The sequence below is a fragment of the Marisediminitalea sp. genome, from assembly GCF_984433645.1.
In genome coordinates this window covers 1-12,406 of record NZ_CFIDRX010000130.1, presented here as the reverse complement: position 1 = coordinate 12,406, position 12,406 = coordinate 1, and the positions used below count along the sequence as shown (strand labels likewise).

10 protein-coding genes are annotated in these 12,406 nt (G+C 48.8%); 7 read left to right on the top strand and 3 right to left on the bottom strand.

Annotated elements, in window-relative coordinates; translation table 11 throughout:
• A partial coding sequence (locus AC4MRN_RS15095; protein WP_491203731.1) for a sensor histidine kinase occupies nucleotides 1–1,395 on the top strand: 1,395 nt, incomplete at its 5' end.
• A 46-nt stretch (nucleotides 1,396–1,441) separates the two neighbouring features.
• Here the strand turns inward: AC4MRN_RS15095 and AC4MRN_RS15090 are convergent.
• Nucleotides 1,442–1,897, bottom strand: a complete 456-nt coding sequence (locus AC4MRN_RS15090; protein ID WP_491203730.1) for a hypothetical protein — start codon at nucleotides 1,895–1,897, stop codon at nucleotides 1,442–1,444.
• A gap of 11 nt (nucleotides 1,898–1,908) precedes the next feature.
• Complete coding sequence (locus tag AC4MRN_RS15085; protein WP_155013820.1) at nucleotides 1,909–3,789, bottom strand: CocE/NonD family hydrolase; 1,881 nt, start codon at nucleotides 3,787–3,789, stop codon at nucleotides 1,909–1,911.
• Between the two features lie 310 nt (nucleotides 3,790–4,099).
• On the opposite strand from AC4MRN_RS15085, the gene yghU reads away from it, so the two are divergent.
• The 6 genes from yghU (at nucleotide 4,100) to AC4MRN_RS15055 (ending at nucleotide 11,499) form a co-directional block, all read left to right on the top strand.
• A complete protein-coding gene (yghU, locus tag AC4MRN_RS15080; RefSeq protein WP_155013821.1) occupies nucleotides 4,100–4,957 on the top strand; it encodes a glutathione-dependent disulfide-bond oxidoreductase in 858 nt (285 codons plus the stop codon).
• Nucleotides 4,958–5,238: 281 nt separating this feature from the next.
• Entirely contained in the window at nucleotides 5,239–5,967 is a 729-nt protein-coding gene (locus AC4MRN_RS15075; RefSeq protein ID WP_491203729.1) for an MBL fold metallo-hydrolase, read from the top strand.
• Nucleotides 5,957–7,609: a hypothetical protein gene (locus tag AC4MRN_RS15070; RefSeq protein ID WP_491203728.1), complete on the top strand. Its 1,653-nt coding sequence runs from the start codon at nucleotides 5,957–5,959 to the stop codon at nucleotides 7,607–7,609. Before AC4MRN_RS15075 ends, AC4MRN_RS15070 begins: the two co-directional genes overlap by 11 nt.
• 457 nt (nucleotides 7,610–8,066) lie before the next feature.
• A complete protein-coding gene (locus AC4MRN_RS15065) occupies nucleotides 8,067–9,758 on the top strand; it encodes a GMC oxidoreductase (protein WP_491203727.1) in 1,692 nt (563 codons plus the stop codon).
• A complete protein-coding gene (locus AC4MRN_RS15060; protein WP_491203726.1) occupies nucleotides 9,758–10,360 on the top strand; it encodes a gluconate 2-dehydrogenase subunit 3 family protein in 603 nt (200 codons plus the stop codon). Before AC4MRN_RS15065 ends, AC4MRN_RS15060 begins: the two co-directional genes overlap by 1 nt.
• An 11-nt stretch (nucleotides 10,361–10,371) precedes the next feature.
• Complete coding sequence (locus tag AC4MRN_RS15055; RefSeq protein ID WP_491203725.1) at nucleotides 10,372–11,499, top strand: ThuA domain-containing protein; 1,128 nt, start codon at nucleotides 10,372–10,374, stop codon at nucleotides 11,497–11,499.
• 75 nt (nucleotides 11,500–11,574) lie between these two features.
• Here the strand turns inward: AC4MRN_RS15055 and AC4MRN_RS15050 are convergent.
• The coding region (locus tag AC4MRN_RS15050; protein WP_491203724.1) for a TonB family protein at nucleotides 11,575–12,406 on the bottom strand (832 nt) is incomplete at its 5' end.

Genomic DNA, 12,406 nt, shown 5'->3' with positions numbered 1-12,406 from the left:
AAACGTTTCTGGCCCGCGCTGCTGGTTGGTGAATTCACGCTATTCGGTATGTCTGTTGATTATATTCATCACGGAAGTGCGGTGGTATCCGTTGCCGGTATGGTGGGTTATTTAACCGACCCATTAAGGGTCATTCCGCCACTAGGCGCTATGTTGGGCGTCGCCTACCTGCGCCATAAAAAGCCAAATCAGAATGCCATAGAAGTGAAGTGGTGGCTTATGGCAATAATGGTGTGTATTACGTTTATCCAGGGGGTACTGCGCGCGCTTACCCATGCAGCGGAAGATGCACTGTCATTGTTACAAACGGCAGAATTGACAATCGGCTACTGGATTGGCGATTTGATTGGTTGTTTTCTGGTGTTGTCAGTCGTGCTTATCGTTTCGCAATCCCGTGGCCTCAGGTTGCTGCAAAAAGGCATAGTACTGGCTTTGTTAATAGCCGGGCTGGTGGCGTTGTGTGAGCTGTTCGTCTGGTTAACCGGCGCATCGAATCCATTCTATCTATTTAAACTGCTCACCTTACTGGCTTTGCCGATATGCATTTATTACTACAATTTGCAGGGGGCGATGCTCGTTTTATTAGGCGTATGTATTTCGTTGGTACTGCTCAAACCCCAGGCGGTAGTGTTCTGGGAATTACAGGTTTTCGTATTGTCGCTGGCTATCAGCGGCTTTTTAACGGGAAGTGCGTTTGAATTGGTTAAAGAAAAAACCAATAAACTGCGTGAAAGTGTCATGACGCTCGAAAAAAACAACCGAGAAATTAAACGTCTGACCAAACAGTTGGCAACGGCGACTGACAAAGAAAGAGAGCGACTCGCGCAGGAGCTTCACGATGATGTGGGTCAGTCCATCATTGGTTTGAAAACAGAAGTGAAGCTGGGTGAAAGGCTTGGTTTACCTGACGCGTTTTTGCAATCGCTGCGTAGCCAGATTGATTATATTTATACCAGCGTGTATGAGATCCTGTTTCAACTGCGTCCGAAAGAACTGGAGGATGTAGGACTGGCAGGTATTCTGACCGGTGAAAAGTTTTATCTGTTACTTAATAAAAACGGCATAACGTTTATGCCTGATGTTCACTTACAGCATACGCCAGACAAGGCGGTCGAAGCTGACTTGTTCCGCATTGCACAAGAAGCCATTAGTAACGTGATAAAACACAGTGGAGCATCCCGGTGTGCTGTTCAGTTCATAGAAACGGATACACACTGGCGTCTGGTAATTAAAGACAATGGCCGGGGTTTTGATCCTGCGGTGTGTAAGGCCGGACACGGCTTGCAAAGCATGCGAGACCGGTCGGCCCAGCACAATGCTGAATTGACAATAGAACGCCGAAACGGATGGACCCAAGTTCAGCTGTGTGTTGAGAAAAACCTCATCACGGATTAAAACGTTTTGCTCGACAAGGAGGGGGAGCATAGCGCGCGTGAGCGCGCTATGGTGATGAGTGAGTGGCTATAAAATCGTCACAACTGCCAGTAAATACGTTGTCGATGAGATAGTGTATTTTCCAGCCTTCGGCAGTGTGGACCAGCTGAAAGCTGTTCACTCCACAGTGGCTAAGTTCGCTATCCCGGTAGAAGACATAGGGCGTCCACACTGAGGCCAGGTTGCCACTTTGATGCACACTGACAGACAGTAATTTTTCATCCAGAAAGGCGTTCGCCTGACCGATGGCTTTTGCAAACTTCCGGATGTCAGTGGTCTGCGTACTGCCGTCATTTTTGGCGCGTTGCAGTACGGCATCGGCCGTGAACTGCAACAGCAACTTTTGTTCATCATGGGCGCGCATGGCGTCGAACAGGTTGTCGACCGGGGCGATTGCATCATTCGCTAGCGCGCTACCAGCAACAACCCCCATCAGTGCAACAATGCTCTTTTTCATTGCCATCTTCACCCCGATCAGTCCAGCGTAGAAAAGTGGATTGCGCTAGGGTAATCCGCATTGTGATAAATAGTGTGAAACGCTTTTACAAAGTCCTTTTCCTCGGCATGAAAAATGTTTTCAACATAGTTCTGCGGGTTAATATCCAGGAACGGAAACATACTGCTTTGAATCTGTATTTGTACTTTGTGACCGCGTTTAAAGGTGTGCAGCACATCGTACAGGTCAAAGCGCACTTTGGTCGGTTTATTCGGCTCAAAAGGCTTTGGATCTGACATGCTGTCTCTGAATCTGCCGCGCAGAGAACCCCAGCGAACCAGCTCATGGCGATTACCTGTTTTCGCATCGACTTTGTCGGTGTTTTCATCTTTCCCCGGGAACACATCCACCAGTTTTACAATGATGTCTGCAGCCGTTTTATTGGTTGAGAACCACAGATCTAAATCAATGGCACCGGCGATGGTCAGGTCGTTTTCCAGTACGTCGGTCTCGAACACCAGTACATCCGGACGACGTGCAGCATAACGCTGGTCCTCAACCATGTATGGGCGATCCCAGCCGCGACTTACCTTGGCAGAGTGCGGAACCGGTTTGTTCGGGTCGCTGATATATTCACTGCTTCCGGTGTTGACCGCGGTGCTGACCAGTGATTCCTGACTGCCCAGATACAAAGTGTGTTCCTTTGCATCCTTAGGTGGCCACTGGTCGAATTTACGCCAGCGATTGCTACCGGTTTCAAACATGGTGGCTGTGGCAAGTTTGGCGTCGTCAGCTTTTTTCAGATGCTGTTTAAAGAAGGGTAACAAGACTTCTTCCTGAAACCAGGCGCTGGTGTCGAAACCAAAGTCAGCTTCACCCAGCGACTTACCGCCACTGGTGCTGTTCCACTGTCCGTGATACCAGGGGCCCATTACCATTTTAATGTGCGACTTTTTGTTGTTATTGGACATGGTCTGATAGGTATACAGCGGGCCGTACAGGTCTTCTGTGTCGTACCAACCGCCTACAACCAGAGTCGCCGGCTTAGTTTTGTTCAGATGCTGCAGTACATCGCGAGCCTGCCAGTATTCATCGTAGTTAGGGTGCTCGGTCAGTTCATTCCAAAACGGTCGCTCGCCGTGAAAGTAGTGTTTGTTCACATTCGACAACGGCCCCAGATCTTTAAAGAACTGATACCCATCAGGCGTAATGGAATCCCTGCCTTTTTCGCGATGGGCCTGCGGGCCGTCCAGTTGCTTATCGAAGGAATCGAAAAAGATAAACGCCATGGGAGTAACAAACGCCCCGTTGCGATGGAAATCGTCGAAGAACCAGTCAGCGATAGGCGCCTGAGGTGAAATGGCTTTTAGTGCGGAATGGCTGTTAATGGAGCCAACTGACGTGTAATAGCCGGGGTAAGACGTGCCCCACATGCCTACGCGGCCATTGTTGTTTGGCAGGTTGTTGACCAACCACTCTATGGTGTCGTAGGTATCCGTGGCGTCGTCAGTGGCTTTCTTGCCACGCTTATAGGCATCCTGAGGGCGCATGTTTACAAACTCGCCTTCAGACATAGATTTGCCGCGAACGTCCTGGAAAACAAAAATAAACTTTTCTTTTTCAAAGCGCTCACTTGGCCCTAAACGCGTCTTGTACTTGCTGACACCATAGGGCGCGACCCGGTAAGGGGTGCGTTGCAACATAATCGGGTATGTCTGGCTATCGTCGTTAGGCAGGTATACAGAAGTAAATAGCTTGATGCCATCCCGCATCGGGATCTGATATTCAAACTTGGTGTAGTTGGCCCTGATGTATTCAGCGCGTTTCTCGGCGGCATCGTCGGCTAGTGTTGTATTGGCAAAAGCCATGGGACTGACAGTAAAAATCAGCACGGCAAGGTGGATAATTAAAAAGCGCATAGGCATTTATCTCTTAGTGTCTGTTGGTTTGTGTCGTGTAGGTTTCAACACAGTATAAAACCAAACTGACAGGCCCGGCATGTAATGTGATTTGAATGGCTGGAAAAATAAGAGGAATCACTGAACTGTTATGCGGTATTTGCTTGTACAAACTGCAGAGCAGCTGCCCAGCGTTGTTATTCGCATAAGATATTCAGATAACGTTTGAGACAACAGCTTTAATTTCCGGTCTGTATACCAATGTAATATGTGTTGGTTTGCAAAATATCGCAGGCCCTACCGACAGTAACAAATAAAAGGAAGCTAACCTATGACAGACAATTCGCAATATACGCCCCCTGACGTGTGGCAACCACCAAAGGATGACGGCAATAAGTGGGCGAGTATTAACCGACCGGTCTCCGGTGCCACCCATGAAAAAGCCAGGCAAACGGGTAGTCATGGTCTTCAGCTGTATTCACTGGCGACGCCAAACGGGCAAAAAGTCACTATTATGCTGGAGGAATTACTGGCGGCGGGCATATCGGACGCTGAATACGACGCCTGGCTGGTGGATATCAGCGCTGGCGATCAGTTCTCGTCCGGGTTTGTTGAAGTGAACCCCAACTCGAAAATACCCGCTATGGTTGATACCACCACAACGCCTGAAACCAAATTGTTCGAATCGGGTGCTATATTGCAGTATTTGGCTACGAAATTTAACGCGCTGATCCCTACCGATCCGCAGGAAAAAGTCGCCTGCAATAACTGGTTGTTTTGGCAGATGGGGTCGGCGCCGTATTTGGGAGGCGGGTTTGGTCACTTTTACAGCTATGCCCCATACCCAATGGAATATCCGATTAATCGTTTTACTATGGAGACAAAGCGGCAGTTGGACGTACTGGACAAACATTTGGCGAACAACACTTACATGGCGGGTGAGACGTACTCCATTGCTGATATTGCCATATGGCCATGGTACGGCCAATTAGTGCTGGGGCGTCTTTATGAAGCGGCGAATTTCTTGCAGGTCGATGAATATACGCATTTACAACGCTGGGCGAAAAGTATAGACGCCAGGGCCGCCGTTCGCCGGGGCCGGATTGTCAATCGTACCTGGGGCGACGACGGGCAGGTACCCAATCGGCACAGCGCTAAAGATATCGACGAGGCATTAAATAAACTGTGAGGAAATGCCACCATTAGTCACATCGATCACTCCGAAACGGTAGTGCCGGGCGTATCCTGCCCGGTTACTTTTTCTGCATTCTGATTCTCCTGTTTGCTAACATTCCTGAAATCCCGCAGTTAGCGCCGCGTTGACACCTTCGATGACAATAATTGTGTTGAAAAATATGAAATTTCTCTGGCTCTGTAGTAGCGTTGCGGTATTGGACTTTACGTAACGACTTATCAGCAGATGCACAGGTAAGTCGATGTTTAACATTTACCAGTGAGGGTAATCGCGATATGACCCGTGTTTTTCAGATGGTAGGGACTGGCAGTTCGGACTCAGCCACTATGTTTAATACCAGTGCCGCGGTCGTCAGTGAGTCAGGCGCCTTTTTAATCGATTGTGGTCATACAATAAAACATGCCCTCAACGATAGTGGCATCGGTTTTGACAACATTTCGGGCATTTTTATCAGTCATGTGCATGGCGATCATGTTTTCGGGCTGGAGCGCGTAGGCTACGAGTATCTATTTCGTCTGAATCGCAAGGTGCCATTGTTTATTAAACGGGAAATTTATACTGAACTTTGGGACCAGACGCTGAAAGGCTCGATGGGACGAATTGGTGAAGGCGAGGCGACGCTGGAAGATTTCTTCGATGTCCGTTTTATTACCGACAACCAGTTTGAGTTTGACGGCGTCAGCTATGATGTTTTCGCTGTCGATCACACGCCGGGTAAGCCCTGTTTTGGGCTCTGCATTAACCGAAAAATACTTTACACCGCAGATACCCTGGCCATTCCGTCAATTGTTACTGACTACACTTATGATTACTGTTTTCACGATGTGTCGCTGCACGAGGGGAACCCGGTACATGCCAATCTGAGTTCACTATTGGCATACCCGCCGAATGTGAAGCAAAAGCTATATCTCATGAGTTATGGGGATGACTGGCAGACGTTCAATAACACCGTGACTACGCATTTTGCAGGTTTTGCAAAACAGGGTATGACCATTGAGCTATAAAACGTTTCACTGCATTTTTACCGAGCCTAAACATTCGCGTTTTTCTGTGTTACTCAATGAAAACAACGGGCTTCAATTCGTTTATTGGCTGGAATTAAAAAAGTTAGGCATTCGTCATCTCAGCCACGGTGAAGAGTTGTGTGCGCAGGCTTCACTAAAGCCACAGGACACCATTGAGCGCGGGTTGTTAATGAGTGCTGCAGTGTGTTTCGAGGCACCAGCCGCTGCCCCGGACATGTTGCTATTTGAGAATGAATCTTTTGACCAGCAGCGATTAGCGGATGCGTTGCAACAAAAAGCTGCACTCATCGTTTTCCGCCAATGTCGATTTGGCCTGGTGAATTTAGAAGGATTAACACTGGATACGACCTGCGCTTTCTTTGACTGTGATTTTGCGGAAGACTTCAGGCTCATTAGTTGCCGATTCCCCGGAAACTTGTGGTTTTGCAGCAGCCGTTTTAACAAACATTTCAGTCTGAAGTCGTCGCATATTGAAGCCAGTCTGCATTTGGAATCATGTGATTTTGGCGGTCCGGGCGGCGTGTCTTTACGAGGCCTTGAAGCCGAAAATGTATATATGGACTTCGGCGTTCAGGGGTGTGAAGACATAGTCTGGCTTAACGAGATCACGGTGCAAGGCGTGGTTTCCATTGGCGGCACTTTTTACAACGACATTGAAGTCATAGGCAATCAGGATGATGAGACGGATATTCAACGAGGCCGAATTGGGGCGATGTATATAGGTTGTGAGCTTTACGCGTCTGAAACGGCCAATGCCACCTCGATTCAGGCAAAACTCGCGATTAAAAAATGCGATGTTGGCAGGCTAAACATTAATAATACTACTATTAAAAACATGGCGCTGTCACAGTGTGAAACGGAAACAATTGGCCTTGTTGACTCGACGATTGAAAAGGACCTCAGCCTTTCGCAGGTAGAATTTTCACAGCCAGAATCCGCGTCGTTGTCTATGCAACGCTCCTCGGTTGAACGACACATGCGGGTGTTCAACAACCGCGTTGTCGGCAATATTGTTCTGCAAAATTCAACTATCGATGGTAACGCTTACTTTGAAGATAACGAACTCGATAGGTGTAAACTGCAACTAAACCGACTGAGCGCTTCGCGTCTGGTGTTTTTGCCAATTCAGGAAATGTATGTCAAACAGCGCTACTTTCCTTTGTCACTGACCCCCAAACAATTCATTGTGGAGGAACAGGAGAACGCTGATAAAACGGCAGAAATCTATTGTTCTCTGAAGAACTGGTTTAGCGATACCGGCCAACTGGATGCAGAAGATGATGCCTATTTCTTTATGCGCCAAAATCAGCCGCATTACGCTATTACGCGACTGTTATTCGGTCATATATTCGGGTGGGGCGTCAGGCTAAGGAATATTGCAATTTCCTCAACGGCAATAATTTTATTGTTTGTCGCGTTGTTTAAATTGTGCCAGCCTGACATGAGTTGGCTGGCGTCGTTTGCATTAAGTATTCAGGGATTTACTGGCAATTTCTTCGGCAAATGGCCGGATTACGAACCCAGCGGTTTAATTGCTGCTCTCACCGTGTTGGAGTCGGTTCTGGGGATTGTTTTTATTACGGTTTTTATTGGTGCCTATATCAGAAAATTACTTCGCTAATGGTGATGTGAATTCGAATGAAGGGTGCCTTCTCTAGCTACTTCACCGACGAATTTAAATGAGTCTTATCAAGTCAGGCGTCAATTGATTCCTGGCTTGAGGAGCCTCAAGCACACACTTTGTGTTGCCCACACGATGGCCGGGCGCACATTCGCTGCGCTAATATGTCTCGTAGACTACTAATATTCACAGTCAAAATAGTTTTTTTCAACCTTGCTTACGATAACGATGTCAGCCTGCTAAGCGATATTCGTGCTACTGCATTTCAAGTTAAACCTTGAGCTACCTTGTCATGCGACGAATGACAATGGCTTATCGTTGACAACGATGTCTATTGTGTTTTATTTTTCAACTCTATTTATACATTTCGTTAACAATGTTGCGGTATGGCGTAACGCGGTTTGGTCTGTTTAGCAAAACACAGGTGCAGATCGTTTTAACTTAAACAGAGTCGAGAATGTCAAAAAATACATATGATGCCATTGTAGTTGGCTCGGGTATCAGCGGGGGCTGGGCAGCAAAAGAGCTGACCGAAAAGGGTCTCAAGGTACTCATGCTTGAGCGAGGCGAAAACGTCGAGCACATTAAAGACTACACGAACATGAATAAGAACCTGTGGGACTATCCGCATCATGGCCGGCCGAGTCTTGAGGCCCTGGCGACAGAGCCCAATATGGCGCGAGGTAAAGGGTATCCCTTCAATGAGCCTACAATGGGAGCCTGGGCCAGTGCAACCACAGCACCGTACGTAGAGAAAGAGCCCTTTCAGTGGTTTCGAGCCTACCAGGTCGGTGGCCGTTCCTTGTTGTGGGGGCGTCAGTCTTACCGGTTAAATCCCGAAGACTTTGAAGCTAACGGCAAAGAAGGCATTGCGGTGGACTGGCCTATTCGCTATGAAGACGTTGCCCCTTGGTATTCCTATGTCGAAAAATTTGCCGGGATCTCGGGTAATCGCGACGGCTTAGACGTACTCCCTGACGGCGAATTCCTGCCCGCTTTTGCGTTCAATGCGGTGGAAAAAGATCTGCAGACACGTCTGAAAAAGCAGTACAAAGGCGCGCGTCACATTATTATGGGACGCACCGCACATATTACTGAATCACGCCCTGAGCAGGGGCGGGTAAAATGTCAGCACCGCGACAAATGCTGGACCGGTTGCCCATTTGGCGGCTACTTCAGTACGCAGTCAGCTACGCTACCGGCGGCACTTAAAACCGGCAACCTGACCCTGCGACCGCTTTCGATTGTGAAAGAGCTGATTTACGACAAAGACAAAAAGCGCGTAACCAGCGTTGAAATTATCGATTCAGAAACAGGATTAACGGAAGTCTTTCACAGCAAAATTGTGTTTTTGAATGCCTCGGCGCTGAACTCAGCCTGGTTGTTGATGAATTCTGCGCGGGACGTGTGGGACAACGGTCTGGGTTCCAGTTCTGGTGAGCTGGGCCATAACGTAATGGATCACCATTACATGCTGGGTGGTATGGCTGAAATTGACGGGCATCTCGACAAATATGTGTATGGCCGCAGGCCAACAGGCTTTTACATTCCCCGGTTTGCCAACTGGGGCAACGACAAGCGGGACTTCCTGCGTGGCTTTGGTTTCCAGGGTAATGCGTCGCGTTCTGATTTCAGCCGTAATGCTGACCAGCTAGGTATTGGCGCCAGCCTGAAAGACGGGTTGAGCGAGCCGGGTCCATGGAGTGTGAGTACCGTAGGCTTTGGTGAGATCCTGCCGGATCACCGCAACAAGGTTACACTGAATCATGATGTGAAAGACGCGTGGGGTCTGCCCGTGCTGGAAATGGATGCCAAAATCCGCAACAACGAACTGAAAATGCGTAAAGCCATGAAAGAAGACATTGTGGAGATGTTTGATAGCATTGGGTTAAAAAATGCCACGGCCTGGGAGTCGACTTATCACATGGGTAAGGGGATCCACGAAATGGGCACAGCGCGCATGGGCCGCGATCCGAAAACCTCAGTGCTCAACAAGCACAATCAGGTATGGGATGCGCCAAACGTATTTGTTACCGACGGTGCCTGTATGACGTCCTCTTCCTGTGTGAATCCGTCTCTTACCTATATGGCACTGACTGCCCGGGCAGCTGACTTTGCTGTGGAAGAACTGAAGCGGGGGAACTTGTAATGGATCGCCGTGACTTACTCAAATTCATCGCTACAGCAACGGGCACCAGTTTCATTGCGTCTCCTTCTTTTGCGGTGTGGCAAACACAGCCCGCGTTAACACCAGTGAAAGACGCCGGGTTCGATGACAATACCGTCGCGTTGATCACGGAATTATGCGAAACCGTGTTACCTCGCACCGACACGCCGGGCGCTAACGATGCAGGCCTGCCCGCTTTCTTCATTGGTATGGTCCGGGAGTACTACACGCCGGAGCAACAGCACTTAATGGAAGCCGGGTTTAAAGACATCGATACCCGAAGTCAGCAGCAGTTTGGCAAAAGGTTTGTTGGTTTAACCGCGTCACAAAAGAACGAATTGGTGTCGTCTCTCGATACGGAAGCGCTGGCATTTAATAACAGTGAAGAAACCCCTTGGCGTGGTGAAGGGCACGAAGGTCTGCCCCATTATTTTACGCTGTACAAACAGCTAATGATTTTTGGCTTTTTCACGTCAGAAGTGGGAGCAACCCAGGTACTGCGCTTTGCCGAAGTACCAGGCGATTACAGAGATATTCCCTACAAAAAAGGGGATAAAGCGTGGATGACGGTGTGGCCGTTGTAAGGAACTAAAAAATGACAAAAAACAAAATGTTAAAACCAGTAATGGCTGCCACCCTGTCGCTTGGCGCTCTGCTTGTATCAGGTCATGCAGCAGCAAGCGAGGCGCTTACGGATTGTTCGCTGCGTGACGTGCCGTTCTCCAGCTCGTTGCCAGCCTACGATGTGGTAATGCGACCCAAAGCCAGGGCCATTGTCGATAAGCATTATCCAGGTGTGTTGGCTGCAATGCCTGCCTGGATTTTGAGTGAATCCATGCCATCATTCAGTACGCTGATTACATTGGACCAGATGTTAGCAAGAGCCGGTATAGAGGATGACGACACTGCCGCGGCAATGCGTAAAGAACTGTCAGCGCTTCCGGTTACCCGGGAAGATAAAATCGCCCGTTGTGCCCGCTTTGATGCCGACCCCGTGCAGTTCGATTTGGGCGAGGAGCCGGTACAGGTACTGATTTATCAGAAGATCAACGGTTATGATCACGGTGACTCTGTTACTACCGCAACAGAGAACCTCACCAAGCTGGCCCGTGAGATGGGCTACGGTGTATCGGTTAGTGCCAAAGGCAGCGCATTTACGCCAGACAACCTGGCTGAATTTGATGTAGTAATATGGAACAACGTGAGCGGTGACACGCTGACGTTGTCGCAGCGCAAAGCCTTTGAAGATTATATGAATAACGGCGGTGGCTTCCTGGGAATTCACGCATCCGGTGGTGATTCCGTGTATTTTTGGGACTGGTACCGCGATGTGTTGGTAGGCGCTCAGTTTATCGGCCACCCATTGGGCGACAACTGGTTCCAGGATGCGTCACTGGACGTTACGCATCACGATACGGGTGTTGCAGAAGGTATTCCGTCGCGTTGGGTACTCAATGACGAGTGGTATTCTTTCTCAGACAGCGTTTCTGGCAAAGGGTACGACATCGTTATGTCAATTGACGAAAGTACCTACACGCCCGGCAAAGAGCTGGAAATGGGCGAAGATCATCCGTTGGTGTGGACACATTGCGTAGGTAAGGGCAGAGCCATGTACAGCGCCATTGGCCATCGCAAAGAAGTGTACAACGCCCCGCACAATATTACGCTGTTGAAAAACGGGATGAAGTGGGCATCCGGGCAGGGCAACGATACCTGCAAATAGGTGATATGCGCGTTGAGAATGTGTGGAAAGTCAGCTTGTTACTCCCACACATTCTCGACTTGGGCCTAGCTATTTTTACTTCGCTGACACTTTTATTTTTTCAATGTCAGTGCTCGATTTCAATGAATCTTCATCCAATCGATAGTCAAGCTGAACACGAAGAGCCGTCTGACGCTGTGCCACGCCACCCTGAATACGAGGTTTGTATTGCCACTGGCTGAGTGCTTTTATTGCACTTTTGTCAAAGGTGCCTTCGGGGAAGGAATCGACAATGTTGATGTTGTCGGTTTCACCACTTTCGGTGATATCAAATTGTAAAACCACGGATCCTTCGATTCCCTGTTTTGCTGCTTCCATAGGATATACCGGGTCTACTCGCATCACGGGGGTAGCCTGGTTAACTTCGTTCTTCGGTGGTGGTGGCGGCACCAAGCTCGCTAATGCCGTGTTGGCGGTAAAAAGGCTGCCAATAAGCAAGGCGGCAATACCTATTGCTTTGCTCTTGGCCACTGGCTGCTTGATTAAATTAATACGTTTTATCATGGTCGATTTGTCTCCAAAAGTGGGGTACAGCGTGATATTGCGTAGAGAGTGTTCAGCGCACTGCACAAGCGCTGTGGCATATAACACTTTTTCGGTTTTTGTTTTATGTCTGAGTACTGTCGCATCGCAGGCCAGCTCCTGATTTATGCGGAAAGCACGCAAGGCAATCCATACCAGGGGGTTAAACCAGAATATCAACGCCAGGGCGAGAGCAAGTAAATTCCACAAATGGTCACGGTGCTGATAGTGCACATACTCGTGCTCCAGGATCATCGATTGTTGTATTGTGGTGAACTGGCGCTCGAAATCGTTGGGCAACAAAATTCGTGGTGCAGCAAAGCCAAATAGCATGGGTGTGGTTGCC

Coding starts and splice junctions, on each gene's coding strand:
- AC4MRN_RS15075 (WP_491203729.1), top strand. CDS start 5,239: ATGACCCGTGTTTTTCAGATGGTAGGGACTGGCAGTTCGGACTCAGCC.
- AC4MRN_RS15065 (WP_491203727.1), top strand. CDS start 8,067: ATGTCAAAAAATACATATGATGCCATTGTAGTTGGCTCGGGTATCAGC.
- AC4MRN_RS15055 (WP_491203725.1), top strand. CDS start 10,372: ATGACAAAAAACAAAATGTTAAAACCAGTAATGGCTGCCACCCTGTCG.
- AC4MRN_RS15060 (WP_491203726.1), top strand. CDS start 9,758: ATGGATCGCCGTGACTTACTCAAATTCATCGCTACAGCAACGGGCACC.
- AC4MRN_RS15090 (WP_491203730.1), bottom strand. CDS start 1,897: ATGGCAATGAAAAAGAGCATTGTTGCACTGATGGGGGTTGTTGCTGGT.
- AC4MRN_RS15085 (WP_155013820.1), bottom strand. CDS start 3,789: ATGCGCTTTTTAATTATCCACCTTGCCGTGCTGATTTTTACTGTCAGT.
- yghU (WP_155013821.1), top strand. CDS start 4,100: ATGACAGACAATTCGCAATATACGCCCCCTGACGTGTGGCAACCACCA.